At 63.0% G+C, this 20,845-nt stretch carries 24 protein-coding genes and 1 other RNA gene; 18 read left to right on the plus strand and 7 right to left on the minus strand.

The annotated features are described in order from the left end of the window. Nucleotides 1-6: 6 nt before the first annotated feature. Complete coding sequence (locus tag F0A16_RS03535; protein ID WP_149433978.1) at nt 7-984, minus strand: KpsF/GutQ family sugar-phosphate isomerase; 978 nt, start codon at nt 982-984, stop codon at nt 7-9. 252 nt (nt 985-1,236) lie between these two features. On the opposite strand from F0A16_RS03535, the gene F0A16_RS03540 reads away from it, so the two are divergent. The 9 genes from F0A16_RS03540 (at nt 1,237) to hisD (ending at nt 8,158) form a co-directional block, all read left to right on the plus strand. Further along, a complete protein-coding gene (locus tag F0A16_RS03540; protein WP_149433979.1) occupies nt 1,237-2,052 on the plus strand; it encodes an ATP-binding cassette domain-containing protein in 816 nt (271 codons plus the stop codon). Then, nucleotides 2,049-2,831: a lipid asymmetry maintenance ABC transporter permease subunit MlaE gene (gene mlaE, locus F0A16_RS03545; protein WP_149433980.1), complete on the plus strand. Its 783-nt coding sequence runs from the start codon at nt 2,049-2,051 to the stop codon at nt 2,829-2,831. Before F0A16_RS03540 ends, mlaE begins: the two co-directional genes overlap by 4 nt. Next, nucleotides 2,828-3,289 (plus strand): outer membrane lipid asymmetry maintenance protein MlaD, encoded by a 462-nt coding sequence (mlaD, locus tag F0A16_RS03550; protein WP_149433981.1) that lies wholly within the window; start codon nt 2,828-2,830, stop codon nt 3,287-3,289. Before mlaE ends, mlaD begins: the two co-directional genes overlap by 4 nt. A gap of 104 nt (nt 3,290-3,393) precedes the next feature. Next, on the plus strand, nt 3,394-4,023 hold the full coding sequence (locus tag F0A16_RS03555) for an MlaC/ttg2D family ABC transporter substrate-binding protein (protein ID WP_149434110.1): 630 nt from the start codon (nt 3,394-3,396) through the stop codon (nt 4,021-4,023). Further along, the gene (locus F0A16_RS03560) at nt 4,020-4,382 is read left to right on the plus strand and encodes an STAS domain-containing protein (protein WP_149433982.1); all 363 of its coding nucleotides are present in this window, start codon (nt 4,020-4,022) and stop codon (nt 4,380-4,382) included. The genes F0A16_RS03555 and F0A16_RS03560 overlap by 4 nt, the downstream gene beginning before the upstream one ends. A gap of 149 nt (nt 4,383-4,531) precedes the next feature. Next, nucleotides 4,532-4,786 carry a BolA family protein gene (locus F0A16_RS03565; protein ID WP_149433983.1) on the plus strand — a complete coding sequence of 85 codons (255 nt, stop codon included), beginning with the start codon at nt 4,532-4,534 and terminating at the stop codon, nt 4,784-4,786. A gap of 55 nt (nt 4,787-4,841) precedes the next feature. Next, nucleotides 4,842-6,104 (plus strand): UDP-N-acetylglucosamine 1-carboxyvinyltransferase, encoded by a 1,263-nt coding sequence (gene murA, locus F0A16_RS03570; protein WP_149433984.1) that lies wholly within the window; start codon nt 4,842-4,844, stop codon nt 6,102-6,104. Between the two features lie 17 nt (nt 6,105-6,121). Further along, complete coding sequence (gene hisG, locus F0A16_RS03575) at nt 6,122-6,766, plus strand: ATP phosphoribosyltransferase (RefSeq protein ID WP_149433985.1); 645 nt, start codon at nt 6,122-6,124, stop codon at nt 6,764-6,766. An 81-nt stretch (nt 6,767-6,847) separates the two neighbouring features. Next, a complete protein-coding gene (hisD, locus tag F0A16_RS03580; protein WP_149433986.1) occupies nt 6,848-8,158 on the plus strand; it encodes a histidinol dehydrogenase in 1,311 nt (436 codons plus the stop codon). Between the two features lie 65 nt (nt 8,159-8,223). Here the strand turns inward: hisD and F0A16_RS03585 are convergent, their stop codons facing one another. Continuing rightward, nucleotides 8,224-9,498, minus strand: a complete 1,275-nt coding sequence (locus F0A16_RS03585) for a Do family serine endopeptidase (RefSeq protein WP_149433987.1) — start codon at nt 9,496-9,498, stop codon at nt 8,224-8,226. A gap of 241 nt (nt 9,499-9,739) precedes the next feature. On the opposite strand from F0A16_RS03585, the gene F0A16_RS03590 reads away from it, so the two are divergent. Next, nucleotides 9,740-10,498, plus strand: a complete 759-nt coding sequence (locus F0A16_RS03590; protein ID WP_149433988.1) for a Nif3-like dinuclear metal center hexameric protein — start codon at nt 9,740-9,742, stop codon at nt 10,496-10,498. Between the two features lie 57 nt (nt 10,499-10,555). Here the strand turns inward: F0A16_RS03590 and F0A16_RS03595 are convergent, their stop codons facing one another. Further along, nucleotides 10,556-11,008, minus strand: coding sequence for a Z-ring associated ZapG family protein (locus F0A16_RS03595; protein ID WP_149433989.1), 453 nt, complete (start codon nt 11,006-11,008; stop codon nt 10,556-10,558). 188 nt (nt 11,009-11,196) lie between these two features. On the opposite strand from F0A16_RS03595, the gene zapE reads away from it, so the two are divergent. The 5 genes from zapE to F0A16_RS03620 all read left to right on the plus strand — a co-directional run bounded on the left by zapE (nt 11,197) and on the right by F0A16_RS03620 (nt 14,735). Continuing rightward, nucleotides 11,197-12,369, plus strand: coding sequence for a cell division protein ZapE (gene zapE / locus F0A16_RS03600; RefSeq protein ID WP_239023690.1), 1,173 nt, complete (start codon nt 11,197-11,199; stop codon nt 12,367-12,369). Between the two features lie 211 nt (nt 12,370-12,580). Continuing rightward, nucleotides 12,581-13,009, plus strand: a complete 429-nt coding sequence (gene rplM, locus F0A16_RS03605) for a 50S ribosomal protein L13 (protein ID WP_110602351.1) — start codon at nt 12,581-12,583, stop codon at nt 13,007-13,009. A gap of 11 nt (nt 13,010-13,020) precedes the next feature. Next, nucleotides 13,021-13,410, plus strand: a complete 390-nt coding sequence (rpsI, locus tag F0A16_RS03610; RefSeq protein WP_087717922.1) for a 30S ribosomal protein S9 — start codon at nt 13,021-13,023, stop codon at nt 13,408-13,410. Between the two features lie 167 nt (nt 13,411-13,577). Beyond that, the gene (locus F0A16_RS03615; RefSeq protein WP_149433990.1) at nt 13,578-14,204 is read left to right on the plus strand and encodes a glutathione S-transferase N-terminal domain-containing protein; all 627 of its coding nucleotides are present in this window, start codon (nt 13,578-13,580) and stop codon (nt 14,202-14,204) included. A 36-nt stretch (nt 14,205-14,240) separates the two neighbouring features. Continuing rightward, nucleotides 14,241-14,735 carry a ClpXP protease specificity-enhancing factor gene (locus tag F0A16_RS03620; protein WP_149433991.1) on the plus strand — a complete coding sequence of 165 codons (495 nt, stop codon included), beginning with the start codon at nt 14,241-14,243 and terminating at the stop codon, nt 14,733-14,735. Between the two features lie 90 nt (nt 14,736-14,825). On the opposite strand, the gene F0A16_RS03625 is transcribed toward F0A16_RS03620, so the two are convergent. Genes F0A16_RS03625 through F0A16_RS03640 form a run of 4 tightly spaced genes read right to left on the minus strand, consistent with a single transcriptional unit; the run spans nt 14,826 to nt 18,218 of the window. Continuing rightward, nucleotides 14,826-15,380 (minus strand): BON domain-containing protein, encoded by a 555-nt coding sequence (locus F0A16_RS03625; protein WP_149433992.1) that lies wholly within the window; start codon nt 15,378-15,380, stop codon nt 14,826-14,828. A gap of 5 nt (nt 15,381-15,385) precedes the next feature. Beyond that, nucleotides 15,386-15,979 carry a phosphoheptose isomerase gene (locus F0A16_RS03630; protein WP_110602357.1) on the minus strand — a complete coding sequence of 198 codons (594 nt, stop codon included), beginning with the start codon at nt 15,977-15,979 and terminating at the stop codon, nt 15,386-15,388. 18 nt (nt 15,980-15,997) lie between these two features. After that, entirely contained in the window at nt 15,998-16,366 is a 369-nt protein-coding gene (locus F0A16_RS03635; protein ID WP_149434112.1) for a YraN family protein, read from the minus strand. Beyond that, entirely contained in the window at nt 16,350-18,218 is a 1,869-nt protein-coding gene (locus F0A16_RS03640) for a penicillin-binding protein activator (RefSeq protein ID WP_149433993.1), read from the minus strand. The genes F0A16_RS03635 and F0A16_RS03640 overlap by 17 nt, the downstream gene beginning before the upstream one ends. A 241-nt stretch (nt 18,219-18,459) precedes the next feature. On the opposite strand from F0A16_RS03640, the gene rsmI reads away from it, so the two are divergent. The 3 genes from rsmI to rsmH all read left to right on the plus strand — a co-directional run bounded on the left by rsmI (nt 18,460) and on the right by rsmH (nt 20,844). After that, nucleotides 18,460-19,314, plus strand: a complete 855-nt coding sequence (gene rsmI / locus F0A16_RS03645; RefSeq protein WP_149433994.1) for a 16S rRNA (cytidine(1402)-2'-O)-methyltransferase — start codon at nt 18,460-18,462, stop codon at nt 19,312-19,314. 166 nt (nt 19,315-19,480) lie between these two features. Continuing rightward, nucleotides 19,481-19,831: RNase P RNA component class A (gene rnpB / locus F0A16_RS03650), an RNA gene on the plus strand. Between the two features lie 32 nt (nt 19,832-19,863). After that, nucleotides 19,864-20,844 carry a 16S rRNA (cytosine(1402)-N(4))-methyltransferase RsmH gene (gene rsmH / locus F0A16_RS03655; protein WP_149433995.1) on the plus strand — a complete coding sequence of 327 codons (981 nt, stop codon included), beginning with the start codon at nt 19,864-19,866 and terminating at the stop codon, nt 20,842-20,844. The last annotated feature ends 1 nt before the right edge of the window (nt 20,845 follow it).

Consider the following 20,845-nt stretch of genomic DNA (forward strand, 5'->3'; position numbering starts at 1 on the left):
GACGCCTCAGATGACGCCGCTTCTCAACAGGTCGTGCATGTGCAAGGCGCCGACGGGCGAACCGTTCTCGACGACGGCCAGTGCGGTAATTCGGTTGTCCTCCATGATCCTCACGGCCTCCGCTGCCAGCATGTCGGGAGACGCCGTCTTGCCGCCGCGGGTCATGACGTCGTCCACGCGCAGCAGCGCGAAATCGCCACGTTGATCGAGCGTTCGACGCAGGTCGCCGTCGGTATAGACACCGACCAGCATGCCGCGTTCATCGACGACGCAGGTGAACCCCATGCCCTTGAGCGTCATCTCCAGCAGCGCTTCTCGCAGTGGGCTGCCGGCCGGAACGCTGGGGAGGCGGTTACCCTCGTGCATGAGATCCGCGACTCGCAGTAGCAGGCGCTTGCCGAGGGTGCCGCCAGGGTGCGAGAGTGCGAAATCCTCCGCGCTGAATCCCCGTGCTTCGAGCAGCGCCAATGCCAGCGCGTCGCCCATCGCCAGCGTGGCAGTGGTGGAAGAGGTCGGTGCCAGGTCGTGAGGACAGGCTTCGCGAGAGACGCCGACATCGATATGCACGTCGCTGTAGCGTGCCAGCGTGGAATCTGGGCGCCCGGTGAGGCTGACCAGTGGCGCGCCGAGACGCTTGAACAGCGGAAGAAGGCCGGTGATTTCCTGGGTCTCGCCTGAATTGGACAGGGCGATGACGACGTCGGCGCCGGTAATCATGCCGAGATCGCCATGGCTGGCTTCGCCCGGGTGTACGTAGAAAGCCGGCGAGCCGGTGCTGGCGAGGGTCGCTGCCATCTTGCGCGCGATGTGACCCGACTTGCCCATGCCGGTGACGATCAACCGGCCTCGGCATTCGAGAAGCAGCTTGCAGGCCTCATCGAAGCAATCGTCGAGCTTCGACACGAGCTCTCCGATGGCTTGCTGTTCCAGGGTCAACGTGCGCCTGGCGCTGGCGCGGAAATCTAGCGCGGCGATGTCGCTCATGGTCTCGGTTGGTGCTCCCGGTGGTGATGGATGGAACGAAGCAATCGGTCATGACGTCTAAATGCATATTGCCGCTTTTCGAGGTCTCGTGTCCGGAACGCTTTGCAGTGGCGGCAGTATACCTTTGATTGACCGGCGATTCGTCCTTCCTGCGGTGGTGATTTTTACGGCCTGAAGGTGATGGCTGGTCGCTGACGCCAAGGTTAGGATACAATGTTCGATAATTGATCTCATTAGATTGGTGGATGCTGCATGGACGATCCGATTATGGTCGAGGTCAAGGATCTGCACTTCTCTCGCGGCAGCACCGATATCTTCCGCGGCGTCGATTTGCAGATTCCGCTCGGCAAGATTACCGCCATCATGGGGCCTAGCGGGACCGGGAAGACGACCCTGTTGAAACTGATCGGCGGGCAATTGGTGCCGGATCGGGGTCAGATCCTCATCGATGGCCAGGATGTGCATAAGCTGTCTCGACGCTCGCTCTTCAAGCTGCGTCGCCGAATGGGCATGCTGTTTCAGAGCGGCGCGCTATTCTCGGACCTCGACGTTTTCGAGAACGTCGCATTTCCGCTGCGCATCCATACCGAACTCCCGAATGCCATGATCCGCGACATCGTGTTGATGAAGCTCCAGGCCGTCGGGTTGCGTGGCGCCCGGCATCTGATGCCCTCGGAGTTGTCCGGTGGCATGGCCAGGCGCGTGGCGTTGGCACGGGCAGTGGCGCTGGATCCGGACCTGGTGCTCTATGACGAACCGTTCGTGGGGCAGGATCCCATCTCGATGGGAGTGCTGGTGCAACTGATCAAGAAGGTCAACCTGGCGCTGGGCCTGACAGCCGTGATGGTCTCTCACGACATCAAGGAAACGTTGTCGATCGCTGACTACGTCTACATCATCGCCGATGGCAAGGTTATGGCGCATGGCTCTCCGCAGACGCTGAACGTGAACGATGACGCTCATGTGAAGCAGTTCGTGCATGGCGAGCCCGACGGTCCGGTGCCGTTCCACTATCCGGCGCCGGACTTCTTCGAGGATATTCTGGCGCCAGCGGGGCAATTCTCATGATGCGTCATATCGCTGCCCTGGGCAGGGCGACGCTCGATACGCTAAGTGCCATCGGGCGGGCGGGGCTTTTTCTGGTCCAATCGGTCGTCTGCCTCCCGTCCAGAGAAGGGTTTCATCTCTGGTTGCGCCAGATGCATTTCGTCGGCGTGATGTCGGTAGCCATCGTGTTGGTCTCGGGGTTGTTCATCGGCATGGTGCTGGCACTGCAGGGCTTCACCATTCTGGTCGGTTTCGGTGCCGACGAGGCGCTGGGGCAGATGGTGGCGCTCTCGCTCGTTCGCGAACTGGCACCTGTGGTGGCGGCATTGCTGTTCGCCGGGCGCGCAGGTTCGGCGTTGACGGCGGAAATCGGCTTGATGAAAGCAACCGAGCAGCTCACCAGCATGGAGATGATCGGTGTCGATCCGCTGCGCCGGATCGTCGCGCCAAGGCTTTGGGCGGGTTTCGTGTCGTTGCCCGTGCTGACCGTTATCTTCGGCGTGGTCGGTATCTGGGGTGGTTACCTGGTCGGCGTCGATTGGCTGGGTGTCTACGAAGGCTCCTACTGGAGCAATATGCAGGATAGCGTCGACTTCGTCGACGACGTGCTCAACGGCATGGTCAAGAGTCTGGTATTCGGTCTGGTCGTGACCTGGATCGCGGTATTCCAGGGCTATGATCTGATCCCTACCTCGGAAGGTATTTCGCGCGCGACCACCCGGACGGTGGTATACGCCTCTCTGGCGGTATTGGGCCTTGATTTCGTGCTCACCGCGTTGATGTTTGGAGATCTCGGATGAAGCGCAATAGCTGGTTGGAACTGGGCGTCGGCATTTTCATGTTGGCAGGCATTCTGGGATTGGTGTTTCTCGGCCTCCGGGTCAGTGGTCTGGGGGTGGGGGTGCCCAACGATACGTTCACGCTGACCGCGAACTTTGCCAACATTGGAGGATTGCGACCGCAGGCGAAAGTCACCATGTCGGGCGTGCGTGTCGGCAAGGTGACCGACATTCAGCTCGATCCCAAGTGGTTCGACGCCAAGGTCACCATGGAGCTGGACTCGGAGTACGATGGCAAGCTCTCCGATGACACCACGGCGGCGATCCTGACGTCCGGGCTGCTGGGAGAACAGTATGTCGGCCTGACCGTGGGGGGCGCACCGGACATGCTCCATGATGGCGACGTCATTCACGATACTCAGCAGGCACTGGTGCTGGAAGAGCTCATTCAACAGTTCGTGTCGAACCTGGCCAAGTGAGCCGGTAGAACGTAATTGCAGACAAGGAGTCGATGATGAAAGTGACTTTCGCACGTAACGCCCCGAGCATTTCAAGGGGTGATGCCTGGATACGCGGTGTCTGGATGGTAGTGCTTGCGCTTGTCTCGGTGTGTCTGGCGAGCATGACCACGACGGCACAGGCCCAGCAGTCGCCGACCCAGGTGATCCAGCAGAGCGTCGACTCCCTGATGTCCGAGCTGGAAGGCAAGAAGGATTACTACGCGCAGCACGAAGATGAGTTGGCGAAACTCGTCGATACCAACATGGCGGATGTGGCCGATTTCCGTTACATCGGCGCCAGTGTCATGGGGCGCTACTTCCGCGGCGCCAGCCCGGAACAGCGCTCGCGGTTCGTCAGCGTGTTTCGCAAGACGTTGATCGATACCTATGCCAAGGGGCTGGTGACGTTCGACTACAAGACATTGCGCGTGAAGGATAGCGAGGACGCAGGCCGCTATGACGATCAGGCCTCGGTGCCCATGGAAGTGATCTCGACCAGCGGCCAGACCTACCCGGTCAACTTCACGCTGCGTCAGAGCGATGGTCAATGGAAAGTGATCAATGTCATCGTCAATGGCATCAATCTCGGCCTGACGTTCCGCAATCAGTTCGATCAGGCGATGCGCGACAACAACCGCGACATTGATGCCGTGATCGACAACTGGGCGCCGGAAGTCGGGACCGATGAACTCGAGAAGGGTGGGGACGCGTGAGTCTGCTGCTCGAACGCGAGGACGCCACGCTGGAGATCGTTGACGATAGCGTGCTGACGATTTGCGGCGAGGCGGACTTCGACAGTGCCGGCCCACTGGCCCAGGCGGGCCGGCACTGGTTGGCGGAACAGCCGGCCCAGACCGAGGTCTCCTTCGACCTGACAGGCGTGCAGATCGCGAGTAGTGCGGTGCTCAGCGTGCTGCTGGTCTGGGTGCGCAGCGTGCAGCGTCATTCGCTGCGGTTGAATCGCGTCTCGCTGTCGCCTGCATTGCAGCGCCTGATGGATATCACGGAGTTGGCACCATTGCTGCCGGCCGTCGAGACCACTTGTGCCGAGCCGGCGCGGGACCGCCGCTAGCACCTTCTCCTTCCGAGCGTCCCGGTGTCGTTCGCTGGCTTACGGCTTTTTTACATGCTGGCGAGATCGCCAAGACGGGGCGCTTTCCGCTACCATGTGGCGCTTTCCCTGCGCATTCTGCGCAGTAGTCACAAGGGAGCCCGATTGCCATGCAACCCAGCGATGTCAAAAGCCGTCTCGAGAGCCAGATCGACGGCTGTGAATTCCATATCCAGGGCGAAGGCTGCAACTTTCAAGTAATCGCCGTGGGTGACGTCTTTGATGGCATGAGCCCGGTCAAGCGCCAGCAACTGATCTATGGGGCACTGTCGGACGAGATTGCCTCCGGCGCACTGCATGCCATTAGTATCAAGACGTTCACTCCCGCGCAGTGGGAATCGGCGCCGGAAAACCTCGGTGTCTGAGTCCCTGCCCGGCCTCTCGGGTCGGTCATCTCTCTCGATTCTATAGCGAACCTCCATGGACAAGCTGATCATTACCGGTAATGGGCCGCTGGACGGCGAAGTCTGGGCCAGCGGTGCCAAGAACTCGGCGCTGCCGATACTGGCGGCGACGTTGCTCGCCGACGAGCCCGTCACCATCGGTAACCTGCCGCATCTTCAGGACATCACCACGACACTCGAGCTGCTCGGGCGCATGGGCATCGAGCCGGTCATGGGCGAGAAAATGAGCATCCAGATCGATGGCTCGCAGGTGCGCGACTGTCATGCCCCGTACGAGCTGGTCAAGAAAATGCGTGCCTCGATTCTGGTTCTCGGGCCATTGCTGGCGCACTTCGGCAAGGCCGACGTGTCGCTGCCAGGCGGCTGTGCAATCGGCTCGCGCCCGGTCGATCTCCACATTCGCGGGCTCGAGGCGATGGGAGCAGAGATCACCGTCGAGGGAGGCTACATCCGTGCCCGTGTCGATGGCCGCCTCAAGGGCGCCACGATCTTCTTCGATACCGTCACCGTGACTGGCACCGAGAATTTGCTTATGGCCGCCACGCTGGCCGATGGGACCACGGTGCTGGAAAATGCCGCCCGCGAGCCGGAAGTCGTCGATCTGGCCGAGTGTCTGATCGCCATGGGCGCCGATATTCGGGGCCAGGGGACCGACACCATCACTGTCGAGGGCGTCGAGCGTCTGCATGGGTGTCACTACGACGTGATGCCGGACCGGATCGAAACCGGGACCTTTCTGGTTGCCGCCGCCGCCACTGGCGGGCGCGTGCGGGTACGCAAGACGCGGGCCGACATCATGGAGGCGGTGCTGGCCAAGCTCGAGGAGGCCGGAGCCACCATTGCCGCCGGAGAAGACTGGATCGAGCTCGACATGGGCGGACGCCGGCCCAAGGCCGTGAATCTGCGTACGGCGCCGTATCCGGCCTTTCCGACGGACATGCAGGCCCAGTTCGTGGCGCTGAATGCGGTGGCCGAGGGCACCGGCACGGTCGTCGAGACCATCTTCGAAAATCGCTTCATGCATGTGCAGGAGCTCAACCGGATGGGTGCGCACATCGCGCTCGAGGGCAACACCGCGGTGGTGACTGGCGTCGAGAAGCTGTCCGGTGCGCCGGTGATGGCGACCGATCTGCGTGCGTCGGCGAGCCTGGTGGTGGCGGCGATGGTGGCCCAGGGCGAGACGATGGTGGATCGGATCTACCATATCGATCGCGGTTACGAGTGCATCGAAGAGAAATTGCAACTGCTGGGCGCGCGCATTCGCCGCGTGCCGGGTTAGTCGGGTGTAGAGATACCATGAGCAATCAACTGATCCTGGCGCTATCCAAGGGCCGTATCCTCGAAGAGACCTTGCCACTGCTGGCGGATGCGGGCATCACCCCGGCGGATGATTTCGGCAAGAGTCGCAAGCTGCTGTTCGATACCAACCTGCCCGACGTCAAGCTGGTGGTCATCCGGGCGGTGGATGTGCCGACCTACGTACAGCTGGGGGCAGCTGACCTTGGCGTTGCGGGGAAGGACGTGTTGCTCGAGCACGGCGCCGAGGGTCTCTACGAGCCACTTGACCTGGGGATCTCGCGCTGCCGGCTGATGACGGCGGGTATCGTCGACGCCCAGCCCGCGCGGGCCAAGCGCCGTGTGGCGACGAAGTTCGTCAATGTGGCACGTCGTTACTATGCGGAGCAGGGTATCCAGGCCGAGGTGATCAAGCTGTACGGGGCGATGGAGTTGGCGCCGCTGATGAACCTGGCCGACGAGATCGTCGATATCGTCGATACCGGCAATACCCTGCGCGCCAATGGCATGGAGCCTCGCGAGCTGATCGAGAACATTAGCACCAGGCTGGTAGTCAATAAGGCGTCGATGACGATGAAGCATGAGCGACTCAAGCCGCTGATCGAACGTTTGCGCCACGCGGTGAGCGTGCGGACCGTTGCTTGAGTCGCAGGTCCGTGAGCGAATTCGGGTTGCCCGTCTGATATCTGTCGGCGGCGGGACGGTCGCACGTAGAGAGAACCAATGATGAGCCAAACGACTACCATTGCCCGTTTCACCACGCGGGACGCTGATTTCGATGCGCGTCTCGACGCTCTGCTGGCCTGGGAAGGGGTCTCCGATCATGAAATCTCCGCCCGCGTCGCGGAGATCATCGAAGCCGTTCGTCGGCGCGGCGACGCGGCGTTGATCGAGTATACCAATCGCTTCGACCGGCTTTCCGCAACGGCCATGTCCGAACTGATGATCGGGGCCGAGCGGCTGGAGGCGGCGTTCGCGTCGATCCCCGCGGCCCAGCGCGAGGCACTGCAGCAGGCGGCGGAGCGCATCCGGATCTATCATGAGCGCCAGAAGCCGGAGTCCTGGCAGTACCACGAGCCGGACGGCACCATGTTGGGCCAGAAAGTGTCGGCGCTCGATCGCGTCGGCATCTATGTGCCGGGAGGCAAGGCGGCTTATCCCTCCTCGGTGCTGATGAACGCTCTGCCTGCCCATGTGGCGGGTGTGCGCGAGATCGTCATGGTCGTGCCGACGCCGGACGGCGTGGTCAACGAGCTGGTACTGGCGGCCGCCCATCTCGCCGGCGTCGACCGCGTCTTCACGCTGGGCGGGGCGCAAGCCGTGGCGGCGCTGGCCTACGGCACCCAGAGCGTGCCCAGGGTCGACAAGATCGTCGGGCCCGGCAATATCTACGTGGCGACCGCCAAGCGGGCCGTCTTCGGCCAGGTCGGTATCGACATGATCGCTGGGCCTTCCGAGATACTGGTCGTCTCCGACGCCGGTACCGATCCGGACTGGCTGGCGATGGACCTGTTTTCCCAGGCCGAGCATGATGAAGATGCCCAGGCCATTCTGGTGGCCTGGGATGCCGGGCACCTCGAGGCCGTCCTGGCTTCCATCGAGCGACTGTTACCGACCATGGAGCGGGAAGCGATCATCCGCGAGTCGCTGGCGAGGCGGGGTGCATTGATTCTCTGCGACGGACCCGAGCAGGCGGTCGAGCTGATCAATCGCATCGCGCCCGAACACCTGGAGCTCTCCGTGGAGTCGCCCCGGGAGATGGTGGAAGGCGTGCGTCACGCTGGTGCCATCTTCATGGGGCGCCATACGGCGGAGGTGCTTGGTGACTACTGCGCCGGCCCCAACCATGTGTTGCCGACCTCCGGCACGGCGCGTTTCTCCTCCCCGCTGGGCGTCTACGATTTCCAGAAGCGCTCGTCGCTGATCCAGTGTTCTCCGGAGGGGGCTGACACGCTGGGACGGACGGCATCCGTTCTGGCGCGGGGAGAGTCCTTGACGGCCCACGCCCGCTCGGCTGAGAACCGCCTCAAGCGCTGAAGGTCGGGCACGTGGACGGACGACGATCGCTGCCTCCTCGGGCGGCGATTGTCGTTGGATGACGGCTAGCGTTCGCTGGCGTCGCTATCGGTGCCGGGCGTCTCCGAGCCCTGGGTGGCCTGGGCCCTTCTCGTCGCGTCGTCACTGCTTTGGGCGGGCGGCGGGCGCTCGCCGACCTTCAGCGTGACTCTGTGTTTTTCACCGCCTCGTACGATGGTCAACGGCAGTTGCGTGCCGGGAGGGATCTCGGCGATATCCACCTGGGTCTCCCGCGGATCGAGAATCGGCTTGCCGTCGATGGCGAGCAGGATATCCCCGGGGCGCAATCCAGCCTCGTCGCCGGGTCCGCCTGACACCACGTTGGCCACGATGACACCACTGAGGGTCTTGAGGCCGAACGACGACGCCAGATCCGGCGTCATCTGTTGAGCGTCGATTCCCAGCCAGCCCCGGATGACGCGGCCCTGAGTCACGATGTCGTTCAGAATGCCGCGTGCCAGATTGGCAGGTATCGCGAAACCAATGCCCTGGGAGCCGCCGGAGCGGGAGAATATCGCTGTATTGATGCCGATCAGTGAGCCGTTGGCGTCGACCAGCGCCCCTCCGGAGTTGCCCGGATTGATCGCGGCGTCGGTTTGAATGAAGTCCTCGTAGCGGCTGAGTCCGAGATGATCACGCCCGGTCGCGCTGATGATGCCCATGGTCACCGTCTGGCCGACGCCGAAGGGGTTGCCAATGGCGAGGGTGACGTCACCGATGGCGATGTCCTCCGAATCACTCAACTTGATGACCGGCAGGTCGTCGAGGTCGATCTTGAGGACCGCCAGATCGCTGTCGGGATCGGTGCCGATCACTTGCGCGATGGCTTCGCGGCCATCCCTGAGCGCTACCTGGATCTCATCCGCATCGTTGATGACGTGATTGTTGGTCAGGATATAGCCCTCTTCGCTGACGACCACTCCCGAGCCCAGGCTCGACAGCATGCGCTGGCGTTGCGGCATGTTTTTGCCATAGAACTGGCGGAAGAATGGATCCGACATCAGCGGGTGCTGACTGGTGTCGACGACGCGCGACGAATAGACGTTGACGACGGCTGGCGCGGCGCGATTGACCGCCTGCGAGTAGCTGACGGGCCCTTCGTGGCGATTGAGTGATGGCGCATCGACGACATCGGGCGGAGCGCGTTCCGAGGTCGTGGATGTAACGCCGGCCGTCCCGGTCGGAGGGGCGCCGGCGGGTTCGTCTCGACCCAGCAGCGACGGGAAGGCGTAGAGCAGGACGACGGCGATCAGAATGCCGCAGAGGGCGGGCCACAGGTAGGCGGCTAGGTGGCGGCGCATGTGCTGGGTCCTTAGACTGAAAATCAGAGCGACTTCGCCACGTCTGGCAGCGCTGCGGTGATCGAGGCGGCCGGGTTCACGCCGATGGGGCGAATGGCCGATCGCGGTTCATCGGGGCGGAGTCCGTCGACAGGATCAATGGAAATAGGATGCGCTCGATGACGGTGTGCGCGGTGCCTGGCACGATGTCGATATGGATCATGAGTGTAACATTCACCAAGGCTTTGCGCTGGGAGACAGTATGATTTCGCGGCAGATTCTCCGGGAGGCGGTCGATACGGAGTTGTGTATCGGCGCGTTCAAGGATTACACCATCAATGGGTTGCAGGTCGAGGGGCGGGACAGGATCGAGCGTATCCTGACCGGTGTCACGGCGTGCCAGGCGTTACTCGACGAAGCCGTGGCCTGGGGCGCCGATGTCGTACTGGTCCATCACGGCTACTTCTGGAAAAACGAGCCGGTGAGCGTGACCGGAATGAAGCATCGGCGTCTGGCTACCTTGTTGGGGAACAACATCAACCTGCTGGCTTACCACCTGCCGCTGGATGCCCACCTTTCACTGGGCAACAACGCCTGCCTGGGGCGGCGTCTGGGATTCGAGATGGAGCGCTGCCTCGACGGTGAGCCGGGGCGGGGGCTGCTGTGGATGGGGGCGCCGCAAGCCGAGCTGGACAGCCGGGCCCTGGCGGGACGCGTCGAGCAGGCGCTGGATCGCGCGCCCACCCTGATAGAGGGCCATTCCGGCATCGTACGGCGCGTTGCCTGGTGTACGGGAGGCGCCCAGGACATGTTGCCGATAGCCGCCGAGGCGGGTGCCGATGCGTTCATCTCCGGTGAAATCTCCGAGCGCACCACCCACATGGCGAGAGAGATGGGGATCACCTATCTGGCGGCGGGCCACCACGCCACCGAGCGCGACGGTATCCAGGCCCTGGGCGGTTGGTTGGCGGATCGCTTCGGTATCGAGCACCGGTTCGTGGACATCGACAATCCGGCTTGAGGGGAGGGGATTGGCGCCCGTCGCCGCCCGGTGGGCTTCGACGGGTCTTCGGCCATTTCAGTAGCGGGGAGGCTGCGGGGCGCTCTCCTGCTGCTCCGCGGTTCGGCGTTGGCGGACGCCATAATCTTCGGCCAGCGTGCCGCCGGTGCCGTCGGCATAGTCGCGTGGCACCTGAGGCAGATCGACCTCTTCGTTCTCGTCCTGGCTGCCATGCAGTCGACGTTTCAGCTTGAGATCGTCGACCAGCTTGTCCGCACCCTGGATCAGGTGCTGTTCGAGGTCGTGGCTTTGGCGCTGAATGCTGGAGGCTAGATCGGCCACCTTGGCGAAGTGGTCGTTCAGCGCATCCTTGACCTGATTGAGTTCCAGCTCCGTCTCGGCCAGACGCTGACGCACTTTCTGGTTGCGGGCTACGTTGGCGTTCAGCAGGTGGTAACAAAGGGCGCCGATACCGATGCCCGCCAGGAAGCAGGCGATTGCCAGGATCCAGTCGATATTGCTTTCGTTCACAGTGCGCTCCTCGTCGTCGTGCCCGGCACGACCTGTCTCAAAGACCCTTGCGTAAGGTCGGTGCGGTGCCATTATATCGACCCGCTCGGCTCTCGGGTCAAACCTTGCTTGTCTCCCAGGCACTGTCAAGACTTTCGTCGGAGAGTATAATCCCGCCACCTGTTTCGAACCGAGGTCATGATACCGCCATGAGTTCCCCCCATGCCGCGACGTCCCATCAAGGCACCATGACGCCAATGTCGCGTTATCGCGCGGATCTGGAGCGCGATGACTTCAGCTACGACGCCGCGCAGGAGAATGCCGTCAAGCATCTGCAGCGCCTGTACGACGATCTTCAGCGGACCCCGGCGCCCAAGCCCACGATGGCCGCCGGGGAGTCGAAGCTGTCGAAGGTGGCGGGGCTGTTCGGCAAGCGCAAGGCCGCCGAACCCGAGGCGCCTCCCACGCCTTCGGTCATGGGGCTCTATTTCTGGGGTGGCGTCGGCCGTGGCAAGACCTACCTGGTCGATGTGTTCTATGAGTCGCTGCCCTTCGAGCGCAAGATGCGTACGCATTTCAACCGCTTCATGCAGCGAGTGCACCGCGAACTCGAGGTCCACAAGGGGGAGAAGAACCCGTTGACGCAGATCGCGGCCACGTTCGCCGGCGAGGCTCGGGTCATCTGCTTCGACGAGTTCTACGTCAAGGACATCACCGATGCGATGATCCTCGGCAACCTGATGGAAGCCTTGTTCGCGCAGGGCGTCGTATTGGTGGCGACCTCCAATATCGTGCCGGACGATCTCTACAAGGATGGCCTGCAGAGGGCGCGCTTCCTGCCGGCGATCGATCTGCTCAAGCGCCATTGCGAGGTGGTCAACGTCGATTCCGGGGTGGATTACCGTCTCCGTGCCCTGGAGCAGGTGGAGATATTCCACGCGCCGCTCGACGCCGAGCAGCTGCTGGCGAAGAGTTTCCGCTCGGTCGCCGGCAGCGAAGGGCGAGAGCGTGCCACGCTGACGATCAACCACCGGGAGCTGAAAGCCCGCCGCCTGCACGAGGGTGTGGTGTGGTTCGATTTCAAGGAGCTCTGCGATGGGCCTCGCAGCCAGAACGACTACATCGAGCTGTCGCGCGAGTTCCATACCGTGCTGGTCTCCGGCGTGCCGCGCATGGGGGCGGGGACCGACGATCAGGCCCGCCGGTTCATCAGCATGGTCGACGAGTTCTACGACCGCGCAGTCAAGTTGCTGCTCTCCGCCGAGACCGAGGTCGAGTCGCTCTACACCGGGGGCAACCTGAGCTTCGAGTTCGAGCGCACGCTGTCGCGTCTTCAGGAGATGCAGTCCCGGGACTACCTGGCGCTGGCGCACAAGCCCTGAGCGGAGCGAGCCGCGAGTGAGCGCCAATGTCACGGCGAGACCGGTCTTTCCTCGTACATTGTGCTCGTGTACAATGCGCGCTCTTCGATCCGTTACCTTCCTGTCGGTAGTCGTTCATCGGCTCCCGGACATGTCGGTAACCCAAGAAAAATAGGGATGGCCGAGAAGCGTTTGCTTCGACGCCCAAATACGCTTATTTGGTGAAACACTCATGAAGACGTTCAGTGCCAAGCCGCACACCGTGCAGCGCGACTGGTATGTCGTTGATGCCTCGGGCAAGACGCTCGGTCGTCTGGCGACGGAAATCGCTCGCCGCCTGCGTGGCAAACACAAGCCGGAATACACCCCGCATGTCGACACCGGCGATTACATCGTCGTCGTCAACGCCGAGAAGGTGCATGTCACCGGCAACAAGGCGCAAGCCAAGAATTACTACCGTCATACCGGTTACCCGGGCGGTCTGCGCACCATGTCGTTCGAGAAGCTGATCGACCACGCGCCGGAACGCATCATCGAAGGCGCCGTCAAGGGCATGCTGCCCAAAGGGCCGCTGGGTCGTGCCATGCACGCCAAGCTCAAGGTGTATGCCGGTACCGAGCATCCGCACGCCGCGCAGCAGCCGCAAGAACTGAACATCTGAGGGTAACCGTCATGGCACAACAGTATTACGGCACCGGGCGTCGCAAGACTTCTACCGCTCGCGTGTTTCTCAAGCCGGGCACCGGCAAGATCACCGTCAACGATCGCGAGCTGGGCGAGTTCTTCGGCCGCGTCACCGCGCAGATGGTCGTGCGTCAGCCGCTGGAGCTGACCGAGACCACTGGCCAGTTCGACGTCTACGTCACGGTCAAGGGTGGCGGTGGCTCCGCTCAGGCCGGCGCGATTCGTCACGGCATCACGCGTGCGCTGATGGAGTACAACGAAGAGCTGCGCCGTCCGCTGCGTGCGGCGGGCTACGTGACTCGTGACGCTCGCGAAGTCGAGCGTAAGAAAGTGGGTCTGCGCAAAGCGCGTCGTCGTCCGCAGTTCTCCAAGCGCTGATCCGGCGGGATCCGCGTCTGCGCAAAACGCCCGACTTATCCAGTCGGGCGTTTTGCTGTTGGTACGCGGCGCAAAGGGTGTTCGTGCTCTCCATGGCGATGGTTGGCGCCCAGCGGGGTTGCCCGTCGTGTTACCATTGGTCGTTGAATTAATGCGAGGAAAGTTTCATGGGTGTAGTGGCCAAGCGATCGTCGATGATCTTTTACTCCGGCAGTGATGATCATTTCAGCCATCGCGTCAGAATCGTGCTGGCGGAAAAGGGCGTGGCCGTCGATATCCTGGACGTCTCGGCCGATGAGCATAACGCCGAGTTGGCCGATCTGAATCCGTACAACAGCGTGCCCACGCTGCTCGATCGCGATCTAGTGCTGTACGAATCCAAGGTCATGATGGAGTACCTCGACGAGCGTTTCCCGCATCCGCCCCTGTTGCCGGTCTACCCGGTGGCGCGCGCGCAGAGCCGTCTGTGGATGCATCGCATCGAGCGCGAGTGGTGCCCGCTGGTCGAACAGATTCAGCAGGGCCCCAAGAAGGAGGCCGACAAGGCCCGCAAGGAGCTGCGTGAAAGCCTGACCGGGATTTCACCGATCTTCGAAGACATGCCATATTTCATGAGCGAAGAGTTCACGCTGGTGGACTGCTGCATCGCGCCGATCCTCTGGCGTCTCCCGGCGCTGGGTGTCGAGCTGCCGGAGAAGCAGATCGCCCCGCTGATGAGTTACATGGAGCGTGTCTTCGCGCGGGATGCCTTCAAGGTGGCGCTGTCTGAAACCGAACGTGAGATGCGTAGCTGATACGGCGACGCCGTAAGCTGCCCGAGAGGAGTTGACATGCTGACTAGCCGTCCCTATCTGGCGAGAGCCCTTTATGAATGGCTGCTGGACAACGAGCAAACCCCTTATATCGTGGTGGATGCTGGAAAGCCCGATGTCAGGGTGCCGCAGCAATTCGTGCAGAATGGTCAGATTGTGCTGAATATCGCGCCGGCCGCCGTGCGCGACCTGGCGATCGATAACGCGGCAGTCACTTTCGGGGCGCGCTTCAGCGGTCAACCGATGCAGGTCGTGGTGCCCATGGATGCCTTGATTGCGATCTATGCGCGTGAAAACGGCGTCGGCATGGTGTTTGGCCAGGAGCCGGTCATGCCGAGCTTCTCCAGTGAGGAGGAAGCGGCGTTGGAAGAGGAGGGGCGTCCGACGCTCGAGAGTGTCGAGAATCGTCCGGAGGGCGATACTGGCGAGTCACCTGAGCCTGCCGCCGGCAAGGATGACGAAGCCCCCGGTCGTCCCGAAAAAGGCAAGCCGTCCCTGCGCATCGTCAAGTAGCGGGGCTTTTGTCGAACAAGTCTTGGTGAGTATTGCAAAGCCGCTGCCGAATATGATTTGGCAGCGGCTTTTTACGTCTGAACCGGGATGTCAGTTGAGGTATTCGAATACCTTGACGATACGCTGGACGCCGCCCACGCCGGACGCGGCGGCAGTGGCTTCGCTAGCCTGTTGCTGTGTGACCAGGCCCATCATGTAGACCGTTCCATTTTCGGTGATCACGCGAATCAGATTGGCATCGAGATCTTCGTTGGCGACCAGGTTGGCCTTGATGCGTCCGGTGATCCAGGTGTCGGTCATGCGCTGACTGATCGGGGTATTGGCGGATACCGTCAGTTCGTTGTGCACCTGCCTCACGCTGCGCACGTCGCGAGCGATCTCGGTAGCGCGCTGCTTGAGATCGTCGCTGGGGACCTGGCCGGTCAGAAGGACATTGCTATTATAGCTGTCGACGTTGATGTGGGCATCGCCGTACCGTGCGTCCGCCGCGTTGAGCGAGTCGAAGATCTTGCTCTGGATGTTGCTGTCTTCGACCTTGGCGCCAGGGGTTCGCTCGGCGTAGTTTTCCTGCTGGCCGCCGGTGGCGCATCCGCCCAGTGTCAGCAGGCCGATCAGGCATGAGGAAACGATCAGTGTCTTCTTCATAAGGCTCACTCGTTGCTGCCAAAAAGCTGTTGGTCGATCAGATCACACAAACAGTGAATGACCAAGAGATGGACTTCCTGAATGCGTGCGGTGGAGGTGGCCGGAACGCGAATCTCGCAATCCTCCTGCCCCAGCAGGGATGCCATGTCGCCACCATCCCTTCCGGTCAGCGCGACGACGCTCATCTCGCGATCGTGGGCGGCTTGAATGGCCTGGACCACATTGGCGGAATTGCCGCTGGTCGAGATGGCCAGCAGGATGTCGCCAGGCTGGCCGAGCGCTCGAATCTGCTTCGAGAAGACATCGTTGTAGCTGTAGTCGTTGGCAATCGACGTCAGCGTCGAGGTGTCGGTGGTCAACGCCAGTGCCGGAAGGCTGGGGCGCTCCCGTTCGAAGCGGTTGAGTAGCTCCGAGGAGAAGTGCTGGCTGTCGCCGGCGCTGCCCCCGTTGCCGCAGGCCAGAATCTTGCCCTCGCTGACCAGGCACTGGACCATCATCTGGCTGGCGACCTCGATGAAGGGGGGTAGGACCTCGCTGGCGTAAGTCTTGGTGTCGATACTGGCGTTGAACAGGTCGAGTATGCGTGCTTGAAAATCCATGAGATGCCTATTGAGCGGTCAATATGCGTCGAAGGCGGCCCGAATCCAGTCGAATTCGAGTGCGGGAAGGCTTCCGGTCACGCCGACGACGTCGAAGCGGCAGGGGCATGATAGCCCGTGTGCATGAAGATAAAAACGCGCGGCCTTGACGATGCGCCGCTGCTTGGCGGGCGTGATCGTTTCGGCCGGGTGGCCGTAGTCGGAGCGCCGGCGATGGCGGACCTCTACGAACACGAGGTTTTCGCCATCGCGCATGATGAGATCGATTTCGCCGCCCTTGGCATGCTGGTTGCTGGCGATCAACGCCAGCCCCTGCGTCTCGAGCCAGCGGGCGGCGGCTTGTTCGACCTGCTGGCCGAGCTGGCGCCGGTTAGCGGGTGTCGCCATCTTCGGCATCCAGCGCGAATCCGTTGAGATTGCCGTTGGATGCTCCCTGGGTGCCGCTCGATGCTTCGCCGTCACTGGACGTCGATGGGGAGCGAGTCGGGGCGGACGCGGGAGCCGTCAGCAGTGGCTGCGGTGTGCCGGACTGGAACACCGCCCACGGCAGAGTGCGCTGGATGCGGCCATCGTCGCGCGCCTGCAGCGCCCCGGTCGCGCCGAAAATCTGCGTGTTCGGCAGCGCCTGAATCAGCGGCAGGCGGCGCGCCAGTTCGTAGGCGTCGACGCCCATTGCGTTGAGCTTGAGCAGGCCCGGATCGTTCTCGCCCGCCAGTTGCTGGTAGGTGGAGACGAACGGTAGCGCATCGGTTCCGCCCACGGCGGCGTCCGGAATCATCCACGGGATATCGACGAATTGGACGCCGTCGAGGTCGTGGTCGGCCCGCGGTTGCGGGATGCCTTCGTAGAGATGTGACGTGGCATACACCGGAAGGTCGCCGGCATAGTAGAAATCCAGTGTCGGCGGGACCTGGCGAGCGTAGCTGGGAAGCGCCAGCAGGAACAGCATGTCCAGGCTCGAGGGGTCGCTGTTCAAGAGATTGCGAACCGCGGTGGCGACGGAGCCCGAGGGGTCGTAGCTGACCACCGAGGCAACCGCTCCGCCTTCTTCTTCCCAGTTCTTGCGGAATGCTGCCAATACGCGCGACCCCCACTCGTTGTCGGGGACCATGATGCCGGCGCGACGGCGGCCGTCGAGATGGGCCCGGTGGGCGACCTGGCGTGCTTCGTCCTCTGCGGACAGGCCATATTGGTACAGGCTGGCCGCCTGGTTGCGGGGGTGTTCACCGTAGTTCAGCGCGAGGGTGGGTAGCGGCACGCTGCTGCGGGTCTCGAGTTCACTGACCTTGTCCTTGTCGAGCGGACCGATGACGGCCTGGGCGCCGCTCATCGTGGCCTGGGCGTAGAGAGCGTCGATGTTCTGCTGGCTGGAGTCGACGAAGGTCAGGCGCGGGGTCCGCTCTCCCTGATTCTCCGCATCGCTGGCGCGAGCCTCCAGGCCCTGCCGAATGGCAGACGCGATGTTGGCCAGCGGGCCACTGCTTGGCAGGAACACGGCGATCTGGTTGATTTCATTGCCTTCGACCTGGTGCAGTGCTGCCAGATCCTGCGGTAGTCGCCGATTGGCCGGGTGGTCCGGGTAACGGCTGCGCCACTGATCCAGGCGGTCGAACAGGTTGGAGATGTCACCGCCGCTGATGCGGTAGAGCCGAGCGAGATCGACCCAGCCTTGCGTGATCGGGTCGCCATTCGTCGCTGCCAGGGCGTCCAGTGCGGTGGGGCTCAGGTTCGAGAGCGGCTTCCAGATATCGTCGTTCAGTTCGTAGGGCGCGTTCTCCCGTTGCAGGTCGATCAGCAGGCGAGCCGCCGCCTCGGGCTCGCCAATCATGTTCAGCGCAATGCCGCGACGATAGCGCAAGGTCTGACGATCGTCCGTGGAGAGGTCGGCCTGGGTGTCGAGGATATCCGTCGCCCGGATCGCGCTCCATCCGTCCTCTTCGGCCAGTGCGCTGTCGGACAGTACCAGGGCCCAGCGGGTGCGTTGTGCGTTGTCGAGTTGCGTACTGTCGATCTGGCCGGCGATCTGGAGTGCCTGCGCCGTATCGCCCTGGCGTGCTAGGATATCCGCCGCTTCGAGGCGAGACGCGGCGGCTTGCCGGCCGCTCTGGCTGTTGGCCTGCTCGAGTAACTCCTGGGCGCTCGGGCCGCCGATGCCTTGCATCATGCTCTGGCCCGCACAGCCTGCCAGCATCAGGGTTGCCATCAATGGCAGAAGAAGTCGCCGCAGCGCGTAACGCATAGTGTCGTTCCCTTTACGTGTGAGTGGTCGCGCGCGATCGATGGAGATCGTGGATGTCCCGGTCGCCGATGACCGGATTCGAAGCGCCGACCCGTTCCCGTTCCGCTGGAGGCACCGCGGTTCGGCGGCCAATGGTGGCCCGCCGCAGCCGCCTTGCGGAGGCTTCCTTGATGAATTGAACACCGACGTCGCCGCTGGCGGCCATCGATCTCTGAATGCACGTCAATCCGGATGGTACCGAATGAGCGAGACAAAGGAAGGCGTATTGTACGTGGTCGCCACGCCGATTGGGAATCTCGAGGATCTGAGCGCCAGGGCCGGGCGTGTCCTGTCCGAGGTCGATGCGATCGCCGCCGAGGACACGCGTCACACTCAGCGTCTGCTTCGGCACCTGGGTGTCGAGCGCCCGCTGATCTCGCTGCATGAGCACAACGAGGCGGCGCGGGTGGATCAGTTGCGAAGACGGCTTCTCGACGGCGAGCAACTGGCGCTGGTGAGCGATGCCGGGACGCCGCTGATCTCCGACCCGGGATTCGTGCTGGTGCGGGAGCTGCGGCGGTCGGGTTGCCGGGTGGTGCCGATTCCCGGCCCCTGCGCGCTGGTTGCCGCGTTGAGTGCCGCAGGCCTGCCCACGGACAGGTTCACCTTCGAGGGGTTTCTGCCCCCCAAGTCCGGGGCGCGCCGGAAGCGGCTGGAAGCCGGTGCCTCGCGGGAAGAAACCAGGGTGTTCTATGAGTCTCCCCACCGGATTCGCGATCTGCTGGATGATCTCGCCAGCGTGGTCGGGGATCGCCAGGTGGTGCTGGCACGTGAGCTGACCAAGACCTTCGAGACCCTGCTGGAGGGATCGGCGAACGAGCTGTTGGCGATCATGGATGCCGATCCCGATCAGGCGCGGGGCGAATTCGTGGTGATGCTAGCGGGGGCGCCGGTGAAAGAGGCATCCGCCGACGATGCCGAGGGCGAGGCGCTGCTTCGCGCGATGCTGGCGGAAGAGGTGGCGGTCAAGAGTGCGGCGGCCATTGCTGTCCGGCTGCTGGGCGGACGGCGCAAGCACTGGTATCAGATGGCGTTGTCGATCAGGTCGGAGGGATGACGAGCCGCCATCCCGTATCGACGATCCGGAGGCTGGCTTCGTTGTCGCCGACGCCGAATCGGTGTCGGCATTGGGAGACGGTTTGGCGGGGTCGGCAAAAGCTTTTGCCTGACGCGTCAATGCTGCCTTGAGAGGGTCTCGGGGGGCTGTTATTCTTGCGCGCTTGGGAGTCGGCCAGACAGTCGCCGCCGGCATGTCCGGGGGAGGAAAGTCCGGGCTCCATAGGGCAAGGTGCCAGGTAACGCCTGGGCGGCGCAAGCCGACGGCTAGTGCAGCAGAGAGTAGACCGCCTAAGCAGCGATTCGCTGCCGGTAAGGGTGAAAGGGTGCGGTAAGAGCGCACCGCGCGCCTGGCAACAGTGCGTGGCACGGTAAACCCCACCTGGAGCAAGACCAAATAGGGATCCTTTGGCGCGGCCCGCGCTGGATCCGGGTAGGTTGCTCGAGAAACGCGGCGACGCGTTTCCTAGATGAATGACTGTCTTAGACAGAACCCGGCTTATCGGCCGACTCCCTCTCCGATTCTTTGCCGTTCAACACCGAGATACGCATGCTGCACCGCGACAACGCTCCACAGGCACCCCAAGGCGGTGCGGCGAATCGCTCCGACTTTCGCCACACCAGCGTGTTGCTCGATGGGGCGGTGGACGCGCTCGTGCAATCGCCTTCCGGTATCTATCTCGATGGCACTTTCGGGCGCGGAGGGCATTCCCGAGCGATTCTCTCGCGGCTCGATGCTCGGGGGCGGCTGATCGCGATCGACCGCGATCCCGCCGCGCTGGCTGTTGCCGCCGAAATTGACGACCCGCGTTTGACGGTGTGTCGCGGCGTGTTCGCCGAGCTGGATAGCCATGCCGAGGCGTGCGGTGCCTCGGGGCGGTTGAGCGGTATCCTGCTCGATGTCGGTGTCTCCTCTCCCCAACTGGACGATCCCTCGCGGGGTTTCAGCTTTCTACGCGACGGCCCGCTGGACATGCGTATGGATCCGACCTCCGGAATCGGTGCCGCCGAATGGATCGCGCGCACCGGTGACCAGGAGATGGCGCGAGTCTTCAAGTCCTACGGAGAAGAGCGTTTCGCCAAGCGCATCGCACGCGCCATCGTCACTGCGCGTCAGGAGACGCCGATCGTCGGCACCCATCAGCTGGCCGACATCGTCAAGGCAGCCCATCCCGCCTGGGAGAAGGGGAAGCACCCCGCGACCCGCGTGTTCCAGGCCATTCGCATTCATCTCAACGACGAACTGGGACAACTGACCCGCGCGCTGGGCGTCGCCTTGGATTCGCTGGAGGTGGGGGGGCGTCTGGTCGTCATCAGTTTTCATTCGCTGGAGGACCGGCTGGTCAAGCGGTTCATTCGTGACCAGTCGAGGGGCGATACGCACTTGCCCCGCGGCATGCCAGTACGCGAGGATCAACTTCACAAGCGGCTCAAGCCGGTAGGCAAGGCGATGCGTGCCAGCGATAGCGAGGTCGACGCCAACCCTCGCGCGCGCAGCGCGGTCATGCGCATCGCCGAGAAGCTGGAATAGG

The organism is Salinicola corii, assembly GCF_008298015.1.
Taxonomy (GTDB): Bacteria; Pseudomonadota; Gammaproteobacteria; order Pseudomonadales; family Halomonadaceae; genus Salinicola; species Salinicola corii.